The sequence below is a fragment of the Sphingomonas sp. KC8 genome, from assembly GCF_002151445.1.
Taxonomy (GTDB): domain Bacteria; phylum Pseudomonadota; class Alphaproteobacteria; order Sphingomonadales; family Sphingomonadaceae; genus Sphingomonas_E.
On record NZ_CP016306.1, the window covers coordinates 386,724 to 404,247 of the forward strand.

The 17,524-nt window shown below is 63.4% G+C and carries 18 protein-coding genes and 1 tRNA gene; 14 read left to right on the forward strand and 5 right to left on the reverse strand.

All coding sequences use genetic code 11. The annotated features are described in order from the left end of the window. The first annotated feature begins 166 nt into the window (after positions 1–166). The gene (locus KC8_RS01920; protein ID WP_010126486.1) at positions 167–1,048 is read left to right on the forward strand and encodes a helix-turn-helix transcriptional regulator; all 882 of its coding nucleotides are present in this window, start codon (positions 167–169) and stop codon (positions 1,046–1,048) included. A 64-nt stretch (positions 1,049–1,112) separates the two neighbouring features. After that, positions 1,113–2,366, forward strand: coding sequence for an MFS transporter (locus KC8_RS01925; protein ID WP_010126484.1), 1,254 nt, complete (start codon positions 1,113–1,115; stop codon positions 2,364–2,366). A 14-nt stretch (positions 2,367–2,380) separates the two neighbouring features. On the opposite strand, the gene KC8_RS01930 is transcribed toward KC8_RS01925, so the two are convergent. Continuing rightward, complete coding sequence (locus KC8_RS01930) at positions 2,381–2,998, reverse strand: EthD domain-containing protein (protein WP_010126482.1); 618 nt, start codon at positions 2,996–2,998, stop codon at positions 2,381–2,383. A gap of 86 nt (positions 2,999–3,084) precedes the next feature. After that, positions 3,085–3,498, reverse strand: a complete 414-nt coding sequence (locus tag KC8_RS01935) for an RrF2 family transcriptional regulator (RefSeq protein WP_029624675.1) — start codon at positions 3,496–3,498, stop codon at positions 3,085–3,087. Positions 3,499–3,613: 115 nt separating this feature from the next. Between KC8_RS01935 and KC8_RS01940 the strand changes: the two genes are divergently transcribed. The 3 genes from KC8_RS01940 (at position 3,614) to KC8_RS20185 (ending at position 5,921) form a co-directional block, all read left to right on the forward strand. Further along, positions 3,614–3,690 (forward strand) — tRNA-His (locus KC8_RS01940). Between the two features lie 256 nt (positions 3,691–3,946). Continuing rightward, positions 3,947–4,996: a Leu/Phe/Val dehydrogenase gene (locus KC8_RS01945; protein WP_010126478.1), complete on the forward strand. Its 1,050-nt coding sequence runs from the start codon at positions 3,947–3,949 to the stop codon at positions 4,994–4,996. 193 nt (positions 4,997–5,189) lie between these two features. After that, the gene (locus KC8_RS20185) at positions 5,190–5,921 is read left to right on the forward strand and encodes a PEPxxWA-CTERM sorting domain-containing protein (protein ID WP_010126476.1); all 732 of its coding nucleotides are present in this window, start codon (positions 5,190–5,192) and stop codon (positions 5,919–5,921) included. A 106-nt stretch (positions 5,922–6,027) separates the two neighbouring features. Here the strand turns inward: KC8_RS20185 and KC8_RS01955 are convergent, their stop codons facing one another. After that, positions 6,028–6,954 (reverse strand): DMT family transporter, encoded by a 927-nt coding sequence (locus tag KC8_RS01955; protein WP_029624674.1) that lies wholly within the window; start codon positions 6,952–6,954, stop codon positions 6,028–6,030. Between the two features lie 124 nt (positions 6,955–7,078). Between KC8_RS01955 and ccmC the strand changes: the two genes are divergently transcribed. The 7 genes from ccmC to KC8_RS01990 are packed head-to-tail and all read left to right on the forward strand — an operon-like array spanning position 7,079 to position 11,899. After that, positions 7,079–7,795, forward strand: coding sequence for a heme ABC transporter permease CcmC (gene ccmC / locus KC8_RS01965; protein ID WP_010126473.1), 717 nt, complete (start codon positions 7,079–7,081; stop codon positions 7,793–7,795). After that, positions 7,792–7,923 carry a heme exporter protein CcmD gene (ccmD, locus tag KC8_RS19735; RefSeq protein WP_138956717.1) on the forward strand — a complete coding sequence of 44 codons (132 nt, stop codon included), beginning with the start codon at positions 7,792–7,794 and terminating at the stop codon, positions 7,921–7,923. Before ccmC ends, ccmD begins: the two co-directional genes overlap by 4 nt. Then, positions 7,920–8,378, forward strand: coding sequence for a cytochrome c maturation protein CcmE (gene ccmE / locus KC8_RS01970; protein ID WP_010126471.1), 459 nt, complete (start codon positions 7,920–7,922; stop codon positions 8,376–8,378). The genes ccmD and ccmE overlap by 4 nt, the downstream gene beginning before the upstream one ends. Beyond that, on the forward strand, positions 8,375–10,303 hold the full coding sequence (locus KC8_RS01975; protein ID WP_010126469.1) for a heme lyase CcmF/NrfE family subunit: 1,929 nt from the start codon (positions 8,375–8,377) through the stop codon (positions 10,301–10,303). The genes ccmE and KC8_RS01975 overlap by 4 nt, the downstream gene beginning before the upstream one ends. Beyond that, complete coding sequence (locus KC8_RS01980; protein WP_010126468.1) at positions 10,300–10,839, forward strand: DsbE family thiol:disulfide interchange protein; 540 nt, start codon at positions 10,300–10,302, stop codon at positions 10,837–10,839. Before KC8_RS01975 ends, KC8_RS01980 begins: the two co-directional genes overlap by 4 nt. Beyond that, positions 10,836–11,258 carry a cytochrome c-type biogenesis protein gene (locus tag KC8_RS01985; RefSeq protein ID WP_010126467.1) on the forward strand — a complete coding sequence of 141 codons (423 nt, stop codon included), beginning with the start codon at positions 10,836–10,838 and terminating at the stop codon, positions 11,256–11,258. Before KC8_RS01980 ends, KC8_RS01985 begins: the two co-directional genes overlap by 4 nt. Then, positions 11,258–11,899 carry a tetratricopeptide repeat protein gene (locus tag KC8_RS01990; RefSeq protein ID WP_010126466.1) on the forward strand — a complete coding sequence of 214 codons (642 nt, stop codon included), beginning with the start codon at positions 11,258–11,260 and terminating at the stop codon, positions 11,897–11,899. Before KC8_RS01985 ends, KC8_RS01990 begins: the two co-directional genes overlap by 1 nt. A gap of 309 nt (positions 11,900–12,208) precedes the next feature. Here KC8_RS01990 and ald read toward each other — a convergent pair whose 3' ends face one another. Then, complete coding sequence (ald, locus tag KC8_RS01995; protein ID WP_010126465.1) at positions 12,209–13,303, reverse strand: alanine dehydrogenase; 1,095 nt, start codon at positions 13,301–13,303, stop codon at positions 12,209–12,211. 244 nt (positions 13,304–13,547) lie between these two features. On the opposite strand from ald, the gene KC8_RS02000 reads away from it, so the two are divergent. Beyond that, positions 13,548–15,461: a potassium transporter Kup gene (locus KC8_RS02000; protein WP_010126464.1), complete on the forward strand. Its 1,914-nt coding sequence runs from the start codon at positions 13,548–13,550 to the stop codon at positions 15,459–15,461. 107 nt (positions 15,462–15,568) lie between these two features. After that, the gene (locus KC8_RS02005) at positions 15,569–15,868 is read left to right on the forward strand and encodes a putative quinol monooxygenase (protein ID WP_029624672.1); all 300 of its coding nucleotides are present in this window, start codon (positions 15,569–15,571) and stop codon (positions 15,866–15,868) included. A 35-nt stretch (positions 15,869–15,903) separates the two neighbouring features. Here KC8_RS02005 and KC8_RS02010 read toward each other — a convergent pair whose 3' ends face one another. Further along, on the reverse strand, positions 15,904–17,523 hold the full coding sequence (locus KC8_RS02010; protein ID WP_037496568.1) for a putative bifunctional diguanylate cyclase/phosphodiesterase: 1,620 nt from the start codon (positions 17,521–17,523) through the stop codon (positions 15,904–15,906). Position 17,524: the final 1 nt, after the last annotated feature.

Genomic DNA, 17,524 nt, shown 5'->3' on the forward strand with positions numbered 1-17,524 from the left:
ATAAAGCGACGCGAATTAATTCCTGATTGTGGAAAACCACGGCAAGGTTGATTGCGAACCCGACAATGTTAGTCTGGGTGTCTACGTTTAGCGCATGAGTTCCGGGGGAACCGGATGAAGCCGATGAATCGGGCTGGCGTGATCGTTCTAAAAGGAAAGCGAGTCCATGCAGCAAAGCGGCCTCGGCGAACTGGAAGCATTGTTTAGCGTCGGCGATTTTCGGCTGGAGGTTCTCGCTCAGCCTGGCACGGGGCCGTTCACGCGTTCCCACCTCCTTGATTTTCCGGCAATCACCTATCTGCCAACCGGCCGGCGTGAAGATCCCGCACGGGGCTGTTTCGGCGAGCCGGAATCGCACCGTTCGTTCATTCCGCTGGGAACGGCGGTGCTGGTGCCGGCCAATGTGCCGATGCATATCATGTCCAGCGGTTATGCAGATCGACAGTTGCTGATCTGCAAGTTTGAGGCGGAGCTTTTCGAGAAACTGACCGGCCTCAGCGCCAGTGCATCGGGTGACGAACTGGCGGCGTGCATCGATGTGCGCGATCCTTCGATATTGTCGACCCTGGAACGCCTGTCGATCGAAGTTGGCCGGCCTGCACCAGCTCGCGAAATGCTTGTGAAAGGGCTTGGCATGGTGCTTCTTGCCGAACTTACGCGCCACTTTGAAACGGTGCGTGAGCGGGGTGTCCACCGTGTCGGAACGCTGGCTCCCTGGCAATTGAAGCGAATCGATCAGCGATTGGCCGATGAGAGCAAGCCCGTGCCAAGTGTTTCGGAACTCGCGTCCTTATGCGGCATTGGTCGTCGCCACCTTATGCGAGCCTTCAAGGCGACGCGAGGATCAACGGTGATGGACCATGTCGAGCGAACATTATTTGCGCGGGCTGCGCGGATGCTGGGGGAAACCAGTATTCCGGTGAAGTCACTCGCTGTTTCATTGGGATATGAACGACAGGGCAGCTTTTCAGCGGCCTTCCGGCGACGTTTTGGCGAGACACCGCGCGACTATCGGGCCAGGGCATCCGCATCATCGTCGGCGCGTTAGTGTTTAATCTCCCTGACTTGATCGAAATCGCAGCGCCGCTGCGCGGTATGTGACTGGAGTAGCGGTGACGATTGAAACGAAGGACGTACGCGTCGGGCTGAAGGCGTCCGATGTCGGATTGATCGCAATGCTTGCGTTCGTGGTGATGTTCGAGGGGTTCGACGTCAGCCTGACGAGCACGGTGTTGCCGTTCGTGGGCAAGGCTTATTCGGTTGATGCCGAAGGGCTGGGGCGATCGCTTTCGCAGATCGGGCTGGGTGCGATCGCGGCGTGGTTTCTGATACGCTTAAGTGATCGCTTTGGGCGTCGTCCGATCCTCATCTCATCTTCCGTGATATTTTCTCTCGGATCGCTGCTGACGATCCTTATGCCGTCGATCGAGACCTACACGGTGGTTCAGGGCTTCACGCGCATTGCGCTCGTGTCGCAGATCGCGACAGCCTATCTGATCGTTTCCGAAACCTTGCCGCCGCATATCAGAGGCAGGGCGAATGGGCTTTTAGGGGCCTGCGGCAGTTTCGGCGCGGCCTTGCCGGCCTTGCTGCTGGCCGGTGCGCTTGACACTGCGTTGTCATGGCGGTCGCTTTTTCTTGTCGGTGCGGCGCCGCTGCTCGTGCTGCCGTTCCTTTGGTTTTACCTCAAGGAAACGCCGGCATATGTCGCTGCGCGTGCGGCAAGGGCGCCGCGTCTGAGCATCGCGGCGGAATTCAAGACGCTGATCGCACCAGCGTTGCGTGGTCGGTTTGTGGTGATGAGCACGCTGTGGTTCATCGTCAATTTCAGCGCTGCGGTGTCCACCTTCTTCTTCACCTATTATGTATTGAACGAGCGCAACTGGTCAGCAACCGATATCGCGCTGATCGCGCCATTCGGGCTGATATCGGCCTTCCTGGGCTATCTGGCGGTCGGGTTTCTGATGGACCTGATTGGCAGGCGATGGGCTGCTATCCTGTTTTTCGCAGCAAACGGGGCACTCGTGATGGTCTGCTATTCCGCAACCGACTGGTACGTAATCGCTGCCTGCTATGTCGGCATTCAGGCGATGCTGGCCACATGGACGATCTGCTTTACGATTAATTCCGAGTTGTTCCCAACCCAGGTCCGCGCTGCGGCCAATGGCTGGTGCCACAATCTGATTGGTCGCTGGGGCATGGTGGGGGCGCCATTGCTGATCGGCTGGCTGGCCAAGCAGACGGGATCGATCGCCGACAGCTGCTACTGGCTGGCGCTGAGTTCTTTCGTGGCGATTCCGCTTATCCTGCTGGCCCTGCCCGAAACGCGGGATTCCAATCTGGAAACGGAAACCGGCGGCCACTGATCGGGAGGCTGAGATCAGGTCGTGGCTTCCGGTGAGTTGGCCAGGATGTCAGCGGGCGTCTCTTCCGTCAGAACCGGAAGGCGGTGGCTGATCGACCAGCCCGATGGCGGGGTGAAGGAGAAGGGTTCGCTGCCGCGCAGGATGAGGAGAGCATCGCACGGGATCGGGCGATGATCGAATGGCGAAAGCAGGTCGAGCGTCGTTTGCCCTGAACGTGCCCTGGCGGTTTGGCTGGCCGCGCTGATCAGGGCGGCGCGATCGGTGCCGTGGAGGATGAGGATCGTGGCGTCTGCGGAAACCGGTTGAGCGTCAGGTTGAGTCGCGAGAAGGGGTATTTCTTCGGCGAGGGCGGCGCGGATGTTGGATTGGTCGGTAAAGACGCGTTCGTCGGCGCGCAGGGTTTCAACCACGGCCGCGCCAATCCTGGCCGCGCTCGCCGCAGGATCGGGGTGCCAGAATTCGGACAGACAATCGAAGCCGGGTTCCTGATCGTCGGCGAGATGGTTGCGGATATAGCGGGCGAAGCGGAAGTAGCGCAGCGCCAGCGGCGTATGCCGCGTTTCATAATAATCCCGGAACGCGGCACGGCCGAGATCGGAACGACGCGGCATGAAGGCGATGGATTTGATCATGCGCGAAGGATGAACCCATTGGCAGGCGCGAGGGAAGGGCGGGTGGCCCGTCATGTCCTTCCCGCCGAAACACGGCGTTCGCGGCGCTATAGATCCATCTTTTCGGACAGGGACACGCGATCGAGGATATTCGCGGTCTCATCGCGCACCGAAAGCATCACTGCTTTCAGCCGGCAGGTCGCTTCATCGACGCAATTTTCACACGGACGATAAGCCAGCCGCGCGGCACAGGGCACCAGCGCTAGCGAGCCACGCGTCAGCCGCACGATTTCGCCATAGGTGATGTCTTCGGGCGGCCGGGCGAGCCAGTAGCCGCCTTCCTTGCCGCGCAACGTTTCCACCAATCCGGCGCGCTTCATTTCCGACAGAATCACCGTCAGGAACTTGGCGGGAATATTCTGCGCCTCCGCAATCTCGGGCAATTGCACCGGCCCTTGGCCGAAACGATCACCGAGATGGAGCAGGGCGCGAATTGCGTAGCGGGTCCGTTGGGATAGCACGGCAGAGTCTTTGGCGCTGTGCGAGGCGAAGTGCAAGATAGCGCGAATATAGTCGCAACCTTTCCTTGACGATGTGGCATCGCCGCCCTTATGGAGCCGGCCTCGACACGTCGTGGCGATCGTAGCTCAATTGGTTAGAGCGCCGGTTTGTGGTACCGGAGGTTGCGGGTTCAATCCCCGTCGATCGCCCCACTCTTCCAGTGGGTTGACGTGCAGACAGGCGGATCTGCCCGGCCTGACCCCATCAGCATCAGCCAAGCCGGTCGCGCCGATTCAGGGTTTTCAGGCATTCAGGGTTTTCGGGCGTTCAGGGCTTTCGAGCTTGAAACCACATGCGTATCCGCCGCCGCAGGCGTATCCTTGCCCGACCACCCGTTTTCGGGGTGGATTTCAAGAGGTAGAAACATTATTACGTTATACCGTAATAATGTTTCTACGAGGATGAGCCATGACCGCGCCTTGGGATTTCCCGGATTATGACGACCATGAAGGCGTCCATCTGTTCCGTGACCAGGCGAGCGGCTTGACGGCGGTTATCGCGATTCATTCGACCGCGCTTGGCCCGGCGGCGGGCGGCACCCGTTTCTGGCATTACCCGAATCGCGCCGATGCGATCACCGATGCGCTGCGTCTTTCGCGCGGCATGAGTTTCAAGAACGCCATGGCCGGGTTGCCGATGGGCGGGGGCAAGGGCGTGATCCTTGCCGATCGCGATCGCAGCAAGACACCCGAGATGCTGGCCGCGTTCGGCCGCGCGGTGGAAAGCCTGGGCGGCCGTTATGTGACGGCCGAAGATGTCGGGATGAGCGACGCCGACATGGTGGAAATCCGCAAACAGACCCGGCATGTCGCGGGCCTGCCGGTCGGCAGCGATGCCGCGGGCGGCGATCCGGGGCCGTCGACGGCGCTGGGCGTGTTCCTGGGCGTGAAGGCGGCGGTGCGCCGGGCGCTGAAGCGCGATGACATGGCGGGCGTGCATGTCGCGATCCAGGGCGTCGGCAGCGTCGGCGGCGGCCTTGCCCGCCGGCTGGCGGCGGAAGGCGCGCGGCTGACTTTGGCGGATGTCGATACCGATCGCGCCGAACGACTGGCGACGATCTTGGGTGCCAGGACGGTGGCGACGAGCGACATTTTGCGCGTCGAAGCGGATGTATTCAGCCCCTGCGCACTGGGCGCGATCCTTGACGAGACGAGCATTCCGTTGCTGTCCGCGCCGGTGGTGGCGGGGGCCGCGAACAACCAGTTGGCAACCAAGGCCGATGGCGCGCGCCTGCATGCGCGCGGCGTGCTGTATGCCCCCGATTATGTGATCAACGGCGGCGGCATCATCAATGTCGGCCTGGAGTATCTGGGGCAGGGCAACCGCGCCGATGTGGAGAAGCGAATTGGCCTCATCCCCGGCCGGCTGGAACAGATATGGACGGAAAGTGCCGAAACCAGCGATCCGGCGGCCGAAGTGGCGGACCGCATCGCCCGGCGGCTGATCGGGCGGTACTGACAACGGGCTACCGGACGGCGGCCGGGCGCACGCGCGGCCGTTCGCTGGCGTCAAGGGGTTCGGCGCACCCTTGATGTGGCGCCGGTTGGATGCCGGCGGCACCAATTTTGTCGGATTATGTTACATTATCGAGCCTCGATATCGCCAATCATCATGCCATCATACGGAAATCTAAAGCAGGTCCTCATTTGGCATGGTCGATGCTTATCCCCTGATACGACCATTCTTGTTGGGGGCATTCGCCATGATGAAAGCTTTGAATATCCTTGCTCTCGCACCGCTTGCGCTGGCGGTTGCCACGCCGGCATCCGCCGCGCTTATCGTGTGCGACAACCAGAGCTGCGAAGGTAGCACCCTCACCAGCAACGTGCTGCTGGGTAACAACCAGTCGGGCACGACGGTTTTCGGCACCGTCAACGGCACCGGGGTCACCTTCACCGGATCCAACACCCTGCGCACGCAGGCAAGCGGGGCGGCCGCGATTACTGGGGCAGGCGGCAACCCGCTGACGGGAACCGTAACGTTTTTCCTGACGGACGGCGGCACTTTTACCAATTTCGAATTCAACCTGCCGGGCATTCCGGGTACTCCGCCGCCTGCCGAAGCGCAGAGCGTGACGTTCACCATGCTCAACGCCGCGGGCGTCGCTTACACATCGACCGGCGACTATCCGACCTTTGACATGAATGGATACGGCGACAATTGGTTCAGTGGACGGGCCACGAACGGCGATGTGATCAAGTCGATCACCTTCAAGTTGAACCCCACCAATTCGGGTGTCGATTCGCTCAAGCAGGTGCGCCTGGGCGGTATCGCGGCGGCTGCCGTTCCCGAACCCGCGACCTGGGCGATGCTGATTTGCGGTTTCGGCCTGGTCGGCCTGTCGATGCGTCGCCGCCAGAAGGTGAGCGTTACGTACGCCTGATCGGCATCAGCCGAAAGAAATGGAACGCCGCTGGCTGAAAGGCTGGCGGCGTTTCCGTATGCGGGCGTTTCCGTATGCAGGCAGGGCGATTACGACCGGAAGATTATCAGATCGGCGGGGTCGCAACCGCCGCATCGCGGCGCAGGCGATGTTCGCGATAGGCGGTATAAAGCCCGCTGCCGGCGATCAGCGTGCCGCCGATCAAGGTTGTCGGGGATGGCATGGTCGCCCACAACAGCCAGCCAAAGCCGATGGCGATGACGATCTGAAGATAATCGAACGGCGCGACGGTGGCGACGGGGGCGGCGCGCAACGATGCTGTCATCAGCAATTGCGCGGCAGCGCCCGCCCATGCGCCGATCACGATCAGGCCAAAGGTGGGCAGGCTGTGCGCGCTGCCCCAGATCCAGGTGCCGATACCGCCGACGATGCCGCAGGCGACGAAGAACCAGAACACGATCGCGCCCACCGTTTCGGTTGATCCCAACTGACGCAAGGTGATCGTGACGCTGGACGTGCCGAGCGCGCCGAGCAGGGCGATCATGATGCCGAAAGCGGGCAGGGTGCCCGATCCGCCCGGCTGGGTGATGATGAGCACGCCGGCAAAGCCGATCGCGACGGCCGTCCACCGGTGGCGGCCGACATGTTCCTTCAGCAGCAGCGCCGACAGGATCGTGGCGAAGATCGGCGCGGTGAAGCCGATCGTCGTGGCATCGGCCAGCGGCAGCAGGATCAGCGCGGTGAAATTGAGGGTGATGCCGGTCAATCCAAGGATGGAACGCCAGACATGCGCGCGCGGGCGATGGGGCTTGATGCTGGCGAGGCCAGGGCCGATGGCGAGCCACGCCAGCACGATCGGCATGCCGAACAGCGCGCGATAGAAGACCATTTCGATGGCGATGGTGCCGTCTTCGCCGGCCAGTTTCATCGCGGCAGCCATGATGCCGAACATCACCACCGATCCGATCCGCAGCAAGATGCCGCGCATCGGGGAATCGGACGGACGATCCGTCGACGGGGAAAGGGAAGCCATCGTCGCCGGCCTTACGGGCCTCTTGCTCCAAGGGAAACAGGCAAAAGCGGCCATGCGGCATCATTTGTCACGCGCAGTCATGCTTCCCCAACGCGGCGACCTGTTCTAATAGCGCGTCCCACACATGCATATTTTCGCCAATCCCAACCGTTTCCTTGGAATCGCCCGCCCGTTGACGCCGTGGCTGGCGTGGGGCGGCGCATTGCTGGTCATCATCGGGCTGGGATCCGGCCTTTTCCTGACCCCGCCCGAACGCCTGCAGGGCGAAAGCGTGCGGATCCTGTACGTCCATGTGCCGGCCGCCTGGCTGGGCATGGGCGGGTGGACCGGGATTGCGATTGCCAGCCTGATGCAACTTGTCTGGCGGCATCCGCTGGCGGCTGTCGCGGCGCGCGCGGTGGCGTTGCCGGGGGCCTTGTTCACTGCGATCTGCCTGGCGACCGGTTCGATCTGGGGGCGGCCGACCTGGGGCACCTGGTGGGAATGGGACGGGCGCCTGACGTCGATGCTGGTCCTCCTGTTCCTCTACATCGCCTATATCGCGCTGGCGGGCGCCAGTTCGGATCGTGGCGGCAATAGCCGGGTGGCCGCGATCTTCGGGCTGGTGGGCGCGATCAACATCCCGATCATCAAATATTCGGTCGACTGGTGGAACACGCTGCACCAGACGGCGAGCATCACCTTGACCAAGAATACCATCGACGGTTCGATCCTGTGGCCGCTGCCTATCGCGGTGCTGGGTTTTTCGTTCCTGTTCGGCGCGATCGTGCTGATGCGGATGCGGACCTTGCTGGCCGAAGCGCGGATCGAGGCGCGATTGAAGCGGATGGCGGACGCATGAACCACTGGCCTTTCATCATTGCCGCTTATGTCGTCACCGTCGGTGGGCTGTTCGGCCTGACCTTCGCCAGCCTGGCCGCGATGCGCCGGGCCGAGGCGGCGGCCGACGCGATCAGGAAGAAATCATGAAGGCGAAGCACCAGCGGTTGATCCTGGCGCTGGTCGCGGTCGTCGCGATTATCGGCGCGGCGTTCCTGGCGATGTCGGCGCTGAAGGACACGGCGGCCCTGTTCCGCACGCCATCCGAAGTAGCCAAGGGTGCGGTGCCGGTCGACAAGCCGCTGCGGCTGGCCGGCATGGTCGTCCCCGGATCGATCAAGCGGATGCCCGATGGCGTGACGATCAACTTCATGCTGACCGACGAAGGCGCGACCGCGCCGGTGACGTTCCGGGGGATCACCCCCGATCTGTTCAAGGAAGGATCGGGCGCGGTGGCCGAAGGCAAGCTGGGCGCCGACGGCGTGTTCGTGGCCGACAATATTCTTGCCAAGCATGACGAACGCTACATGCCGCCGCAGATGGAAAGCGCGATGAAGTCCGAACAAGACAAAGGCGGCATGAACGCCGGGGCGGCGCGGCCATGATGGCCGAAGCGGGGCTGGCGGCCCTCTGGCTGGCGGCGGCGCTGGCCGGCTTGCAGTTCATCCTCGGCGCGGCCGGGCTGGCGCGCGGGCGCGATGCGCTGATGGGCGCGGTGCGGCCCGTGGCGGTGGTGCAGGGCGCGCTGACGGCGATCGCGTTCGCCTGCCTGATCATCATGTTCGTGCAGGTCGATCTCAGCGTGAAGCTGGTGATCGCCAACAACCATTCGGCCAAGCCCTTGCTGTATCGCATCGCCGGCGCGTGGGGGAACCACGAAGGTTCGATGCTGATGTGGGTGACGATCCTGGCGGTGGCGGGGGCCGCGGTCGCGCTGTTCGAACGGCGGCTCAACGAACGCACCTTGATCGCCACCCTCGCGGCGCAGGCGTTCATCGGGCTTGGTTTCTATGCCTTCCTGCTGTTCGCGTCGAACCCGTTCGAACGGGTGTTCCCGGCGCCGACGGAAGGCAATGGCCTGAACCCGCTGCTGCAGGACCCGGGCCTCGCCTTCCATCCGCCGACTTTGTACCTGGGCTATGTCGGGCTGTCGGTGGCCTTTTCGTTCGCGGTCGGCGCGCTGGTGACGCGCGACGTGGGACCGGCCTTCGCCCGCGCGATGCGGCCATGGGTGCTGGCGGCGTGGATATTCCTGACGCTGGGCATCACCGCCGGCAGCTATTGGGCTTATTATGAACTGGGCTGGGGCGGCTGGTGGTTCTGGGACCCGGTTGAAAATGCATCGCTGATGCCGTGGCTCGCCGCGACCGCATTGCTCCATTCTGTGACGGTGCTGGCGACCCGCGATGGCCTGCGCGCCTGGACGGTGATGCTGGCGGTGGTCGCGTTCTCGATGAGCATGGTCGGCACGTTCCTCGTGCGATCGGGCATTTTGACGTCGGTCCACGCCTTTGCGGTCGATCCGCAGCGCGGCGCGTTCATCCTGGGGCTGCTGGTGCTGTATATCGGCGGCGCGCTGGTGCTGTTCGGCCTGCGCGTGGGCACGGTGAAGGAAGGATCGCAGTTCGAAGCGGTGAGCCGCGAAGGCGCGCTGGTCCTTAACAACCTGCTGCTGTCGGCGATTTTGGGCGTGGTGCTGGTCGGCACGCTTTACCCGCTGATGGCCGAAGCTATGACCGGCGAGAAATTGTCGGTCGGCCCGCCTTATTTCAATTCCGCCGCCGGGCCGATCGCGCTGCTGCTGATCGTGGCGATGGGCGCCGGCCCGCTGCTGCGCTGGCGGCGCGACGATATCAAGCCGCTGGTGATGCGTCTGGCGCTGCCGACATTGCTGACGGCGATCGCGTTTCTGGCGTTCACCCTGTTCGGCCCGCCGATCGGCATCTTCCCGCTATTGGGGCTAATCCTGGCCGCCGGTGTTGCCGCCGCAAGCATTGCGCCCTTGTGGAAACGCAACCTGCGCCGCACGCCTTTGTTCACATGGGGCATGGTGATCGCCCATCTCGGCATCGCGGTGGCGCTGGTCGGCATGGCATCGGAAACCGCCTTCACCAAGGAAACGCTGGTCGCGGCGCGGCCGGGTGAAACCCATCAGGTGGGGCCGTGGGCGGTGCGCTTTGACAGTGTCGACCCGGTGGCCGGGCCGAACTGGACGGCGGTGGAAGCGCGGCTGTCCGCGACGCGCGGCGATGCGGCCCCCCGCACGCTGATCACGCAATCGCGCATGTTCTATGCCCCGCCGACCGAAACCAATGAAGCGTCGATCACTTCGGTGCTGGACGGGCAGCTATATGTCGTGCTTGGCAATGCCGACGATCAGGGCCGCTGGCAGTTGCGCCTGTGGTGGAAGCCATGGGTGACGCTGATCTGGCTGGGCGGGGTGATGATCGCGCTGGGCGGCCTGCTGTCGCTGATCGGCCGGGTGGTGCGCGAACGGCGCAACCATATGGCGACGGAGGCCTACGCATGAACCGGCGTACCGTACGTTTCGTCCTGTGGGTTCCGCTGATCCTGTTCCTGCTGTTCGTGGCCACCTTTGCAACCGGGCTGATCAAGCCGGAAAGCCGGGTCATCCCGTCGAAGATGGTGGGCAAGCCACTGCCGGAATTCGCCCTGCCACCGGGCGCGCCGGGCAGCGCCGGCCTTGCCCATAAGGATTTCACGCAAGGCCAGCCGCGCCTGCTGAACATATTTGCCAGCTGGTGCGTGCCGTGCGCCGCCGAAGCGCCGCAATTGTTGCAACTGGCGAATGCGGGCGTGCCGATCGACGCGATTGCGATCCGGGATCGGCCCGAGGATGTGGCCCGGTTCCTGGGCCGCTGGGGCAACCCGTATCAGCGGATCGGCAGCGACACGCAAAGCGCCGTCCAGATCGCGATGGGATCGGCCGGCGTTCCCGAAACCTTCGTCGTCGATGGCAAGGGCATCATCCGCCACCAGCATATCGGCGAAATCCGGCCCGAGGACGTTCCCGCGATCTTGGCGGCGGTGAAGGCGGCGCAATGATGCGGCTTTCGATCAAGCCCGCGCTTGTCGCACTCGCCTTGCTGGGGGCGACTCCGGTTCTGGCGGATTCGGTGATGCCGCCGGCCGCGCTGGCCTATACCCAATTGCCCGATGCCAAGCAGGAGGCCGACGCCACCGCGCTGATGAAGACGCTGCGCTGCCTTGTCTGCCAGGGCCAGTCGATCGCCGATTCGGATGCCGAAATGGCCGGTGACATGCGCGCGCTGGTGCGCAGCCGCATCGCGGCCGGCGAAACACCCGATCAGGTGCGGGCATGGCTGGTTGAACGCTATGGCAACTGGGTGACCTATGATCCGCCGCTCGACGCGCTGACCTGGCCATTATGGGCGCTGCCGGCGGCGCTGATCGCGATCGGCCTGTGGCTGGCGCGGGGCCGGTTCCGCAAGAGGAGAGGCTGATGGGCTGGGCGATCATCGCTTTTCTGGCGCTGCTGGTATTCGGCGCCTTGTGGAAATTCGGGCGGATGCCGCGCGGCACGATGGAATTGCTGGGCGCGGCGTTGTTTCTGGGGCTGGCCGGCTATGCCTGGCAGGGCAGCCCGACCCAGGCCGGCAGCCCGACCCCGCCCAAATCGGGCGCCAAGCAGCCGGACAGCGCGACCGCCGAGGAACGCAAGGCGATGTTCCCCGAAGTGGGCGGCGATGCGATGGTGCTGGAGGCAGCCCAAGGTCTGCACGATCAGGGGCTGGATGCCTATGCGATCGCGACACTGAGGGCCGGGTTGAACAAGAATCCACGCAGCGCCGATCTGTGGGTAGGCCTTGGCAATGCGCTGGTGGTGTATGCCGATGGCCAGATGTCGCCGGCGGCGAAGCTGGCCTTCGATCGCGCGGCACAAATCCAGCCGGAACATCCGGGGCCGCCATTCTTCCTTGGGCTGGCGTTCGCGCAGGCGGGGCAGATCGATCAGGCCGAAGCGGTGTGGCGCGGGCTGCTGGATCGCAGCCCGGCGGATGCGCCGTGGCGTGGGGATGTCGAACAACGGCTGGCGCAGCTGGATGTGATGCGGGCGCAGATGGGCGGGATGCCGGGGCGGTAGGTTTTTGGCCGCGGGCTTCACGACCTGTTTTGCATGCCCTCGCCGTCACCCTGAACTCGTTTCAGGGTCCATCTCGCCGCTTGGTGGGGCGGCGCTTGTGGCACGATGGATGCTGAAACGAGTTCAGCATGACGGGTAGGGAATGGGCGGAAGCCTGCACCAACGCTGTTTTCTCGTCGTCATTTGCAAACCCTTGCCGTCACCCTGAACTGGTTTCAGGGTCCATCTCACCGCTTGGTGGGGCGGCGCTTGTGGCACGATGGATGCTGAAACAAGTTCAGCATGACGGTGAAGAGGTAGGGCTGCCGCTTAATTAAACGGCAGGTCCAGCGCGTCGGCAACCGCCTGATGGCGGATCTTGCCGGCTGAGACGTTGAGGCCGTTCGCCAGGTGCGGATCGGCGGCCATCGCGGCTTCCGCCCCGAGGCTGGCGAGTTTCAGCACGAAGGGCAGGGTCGCGTTGTTCAGCGCGAAGGCCGATGTGCGGGCAACCGCACCGGGCATGTTCGCGACGCAATAATGGATGATCCCGTCCACTTCGAATACCGGGTCGTCATGCGTGGTCGCGTGCGAGGTTTCAAAGCAGCCGCCCTGATCGATCGCGATATCGACGAGCACCGAGCCGCGTTTCATCGTTTTCAGCATTTCGCGGGTGACGAGCCTGGGGGCTGCCGCCCCCGGCACCAGCACAGCACCGATGACAAGATGGGCATTCTTCACGGCCGCCGCGATCGCCGCCTTCGACGCATAGGCCGTCTTGATCTGGCTGGAAAAGAACATGTCGAGTTCTGCCAGGCGATCATTGTTGATATCGTAGATGGTGACATCGGCGCGCATGCCGACCGCCATCTGCGCGGCGTTGACGCCGGCCACGCCGCCGCCGAGGATCGCCACGCGGGCCGGCGCTACGCCGGGGACGCCACCCAGCAGGACGCCGCGGCCGCCTTGTTCCTTTTCCAGATAATGCGCGCCAACCTGAACGGACATGCGGCCGGCAACTTCTGACATCGGTTTCAAGAGCGGCAGCGACCCGCTGCGTGACGTGACGGTTTCATAGGCGATGCAGGTGGCGCCCGATCGCATCAATCCTTCGGCTTGCGGCTTATCGGCGGCAAGGTGAAGATAGGTGAACAGCACATGGCGGGGTTCGAGCAGGGCGATTTCGCCGGGCTGCGGCTCCTTCACCTTCACGATCATATCGGATTGCGCGAACAATTCAGCCGGGGTGGCGACGATTCGTGCGCCGGCCGCAACATAATCGGCATCGCTGAAATCGATGCCGGTGCCGGCGGCCGTTTCGACGACGGCTTCGTGGCCGGCGGCGACCAGTTCGGCCACGGACGCCGGTGTCAGGCCGACGCGATATTCGTGATTCTTGATTTCCTTCGGCACCCCGACGCGCATGGCCTGATCCTCGCAATTTCCGGTCTGTTGGTGATTATAGCTCGATATGGCGCGTAAATCCGTGCAAACATGCGCTATGTCGACGGGGTATTTGTATGATTTCGGCATTGTCCCGTCGCGGGGCGGCGGAGTGATCACAGGCCGTTGCCGGGGGCATAGGCCCGTGCTAGGGCGCCGGCCGGTTGCCCGACAGGGGCGTCGGGTGGACATCTTGCGCCATGGTTAGAACAGGCTCCGGCTTTCTATGAGCAATGACGCCGCCCAGCATCATGCGGGCCACGGCCATGCCCAATCCGGGCTGCTGAAACTCTCGGTCGGTGCGATCGGCGTCGTCTTCGGCGATATCGGCACCAGCCCGCTTTACGCATTCCGCGAAACATTCGCCGGGCACCATCCGCTGACGCCGGATGAACTCCATATTCTGGGCGTCCTCAGCCTGATCTTCTGGTCGATGATGCTGGTCGTGACGATCAAATATGTCTCGATCATCATGCGGGCCGACAATAAGGGCGAAGGCGGCAGCCTTGCGCTCCTCGCCTTGATCAACCGCACCGCGCAGAACAAGCGCTGGACCAAGGGCATCGTCCTGCTCGGCGTGTTCGCGACGGCGCTGTTTTTTGGCGATTGCATGATCACTCCGGCGATGTCGGTGATGTCGGCGGTGGAAGGGCTGGCCGTCGTCGAAAGCAGTTTTGCGCCGCTGGTGCTGCCGATTTCGGTGGGCATCCTGATCGCTTTGTTCATGATCCAGTCGCACGGCACGGCCCGCGTGGGCCTGTTGTTCGGGCCGATCATGGCGGTCTATTTTCTGGTGCTGGGCGTGCTCGGGTCGATCCATGTGATCGCCGATCCGACGATCCTGCGCGCGCTGAACCCGTGGTACGCGTTCCAGTTCTTTCTGACGGACGGGTTTACCGCGTTCCTGGCGCTGGGCAGCGTCGTGCTGGCGGTGACGGGGGCCGAGGCGCTTTATGCCGACATGGGCCATTTCGGCCGCAACCCGATCCGCGTGTCGTGGATGGCCTATGCCTTGCCGGCGCTGATGCTCAATTATCTGGGGCAGGGCGCGATGATCCTGGGGATGGATGCGGCGACCGCGGCCGAAGCGATCCGCAACCCGTTCTTCCTGCTGGCGCCCGAAGAATTCCGCCTGCCGCTGGTGCTGCTGGCGATGGCGGCGACCGTGATCGCCAGCCAGGCCGTGATCACCGGCGCGTTTTCGGTCACGCAGCAGGCGATCCAGCTGGGTTTCATCCCGCGCCTGCGCATCACCCACACCAGCGCCAGCACCGCCGGCCAGATCTACATTCCGGTGATCAACTGGGCGCTGATGGTGATGGTGATCCTGCTGGTGCTGACGTTCCAGACATCGTCGAACCTGGCGGCGGCCTATGGCATCGCGGTGACGGGGGCGATGCTGGTCGACACCTGCCTGCTTGCCGTCGTGCTGTTCAGCCTGTGGAAGTGGAACAAGCTGTGGGCGGGTTTCCTGGTCGGCATCTTCTTCATCGTCGACATCGCCTATTTTGCCGCGAACCTGACGAAGGTGCCCGATGGCGGCTGGTTCCCGCTGCTCGTCGGGTTCGTCGCCTTCACGCTGCTGACCACCTGGGCGCGCGGCCGTTTCCTGATGATCGAACGGATGCGCGAAGCCGCGATGCCGGTGAAGGTGTTCGTGAAATCGGCAGTCAGTTCGGCAACGCGCGTACCCGGCACGGCGGTGTTCATGACATCGACCCCCGAAGGCGTGCCACACGCGCTGCTCCATAATCTCAAGCACAACAAGGTGCTGCACGATCGCGTCATCCTGCTGACGGTGAAGATCGACGACGTGCCCTTCGTCGAGGACGGCAACCGGGTCACGCTGGAGGATCTCGATCAGGGATTCTTCCGGGTCGTCCTGCGCTTTGGCTTCATGGAAGAACCGGACGTGCCTGCCGCGCTTGCGAACACGACGGGTTGCGGGCCGGTGTTCAAGATGATGGACACCAGCTTCTTCCTCGCCCGCCAGACGCTGCTGCCGTCATCGCGGCCGGGCATGGCGATCTGGCGTGAAAAGCTGTTCGCCTGGATGCTGCGCAACGCCGAAAGCGCGATGGAATTCTTCAAGCTGCCCACCAACCGCGTGGTCGAGCTGGGGAGCCAGGTGGAGATTTAGGGCGGGGGCATGATGCACGCCCCGCCACCGCCTGCGCGGGAATGACGAAACCAGGGGCAATGCGGGCGTCACTTTCGGTGGGACGCCATCCCGTTTATGCACGACGCATGTTGCTGATCATTGGAACGATCCGCCTGCCAGCGGAAAACCTAGGCGCGGCCCGCCCGGTAATGCAGCGCATGGTTGAATGCAGCCGGGCAGAAGATGGCTGTGTGGAATATAGCTATGCGGCCGACATGCTTGATGCCGGGCTGATCCATGTGAAGGAAATCTGGCGCGATCAAATGGCCCTCAATCGCCATTTCGCTTCGGATCACATTGCCGACTGGCGCGCCGCATGGCCGGGTTTGGGCATTCGGGACCGCGACCTGCGCGCTTATGACGTAGGTGAGCCGCGCACGGTGTGACCTGATCTGGCGCGGCGCGGCTGCCCCATCACACCCTAATTCCCAAAGATCCGCTTGCTATAGTCCATCGCCGAAGCTTCGGGCGCGGGGCCGCGGCCGGGGGTGAGCATGTCTTGTTCGGCAAGGAGGCGGCGGACCTGGTTGACCGTCATCGGCTTGCCATAATGCCAGCCCTGGCCCTTGTGGCAGCCGATCGCCTTTAGCTGTTCGATGATGCCGGCATCTTCCACGCCTTCGGCGGTGATCGGCAGGCTGAGGCTTTCGCCCAGCCGGGTGATCGCGTTGACGATGGCGGCGCTTTCGGGATTGTCGGTCATCGACAGGACGAAGCTCTTGTCGATCTTGATCCGATCGAACGGCAACGCGCGCAAATGGGCGAGCGAGGAATAGCCGGTGCCGAAATCATCGAGCGCCAGCCGGATACCCTGATTTTTGAGGCTGCCGATGATCGACTGGGCCAACCCCAGATTTTCGAACAGGGCGCTTTCGGTGATTTCGATTTCCAGCCGGTTGGCAGGAAAGCCCGTTTCGACGAGCAGCTTGACGATCTTCTGGGCGAGCCACGGATCCTTCAACTGCGACGGCGAAATATTGACGGACAAGGACAGGCCCGAATCCCAGCTTTTGGCTTCTTCGAAGGCCTGCCGCATGACCGACGTCGACAGATCGGCGATCAGCCCGGATTCTTCGGCAATGGGGATGAAGATGTCGGGGGCGATCACGCCCTGGCTTGGATGTTCCCAGCGGGCCAGCACCTCGAAACCCTGTATGTGCCCCGTGGCGAGATCGATCTGCTGTTCATAATAAGGCACAAATTCGCCGCGCGGAATGCCATCGCGCAGCCCGGTTTCGATGGCGTTGCGAAGCTGCAGTTCGCGTTCCATCGACGCATCGAACCACGCCATCCGGTTCCGCCCGCTTTTCTTGGCGGCATACATGGCGATGTCGGCCCGGCGCATCAGCGCATCAAAATCCGGGCAGTCCTGATCGGACCGGGCAATGCCGATCGATGCCGATACATGGGCGCGGGTGTCGCCCAGTTCGAACGGCGTCGCCAAACGGGAAACCAGCCCGTCGGCGATCGCATCGATGTGCCCGGAAGCATTCGGGTCCACCAGAAAGGCGCAGGCAAATTCATCGCCGCCAAGCCGCGCGGTGACGGCGCCTATGGGAAGCGTATTGTGCAAGGCCGCGCTGCATGCCCGAAGCAGGCGATCGCCCACGCTGTGGCCGTGCAGATCGTTGATCGTCTTGAAATGATCGAGATCGATCATGAGGACGACCACCGCACGGCCGCGGGCCGTTGCCGTTTCCAGCAACGCAGCACCCTGATCGGCAAGCGACCGACGATTGAGCAGGCCGGTCAACGGATCGCTGGCGGCCAGCGAGTTTGCGCGCTGTTCGGCTGCAACGCGTTCCACCACTTCATGTTGCAGGTCGCGGTAGCGACGCCATCCGAACAGCAAGAGGGCAATGTTGAGGAGCAGCGCCGTCGTCAGCACACGATCCGCGCCATCGCCGACGCCGGTTACGGTATCGACAAACTGGCGGACCACCGCACTGCCATTGCCGGCGAACAGGATGATCGCGGCAAACACGATCCCGCCGGTGATCAGGTCGCGCCGGGCGCTGAGCACCGTCGCTTTCCGATCCATA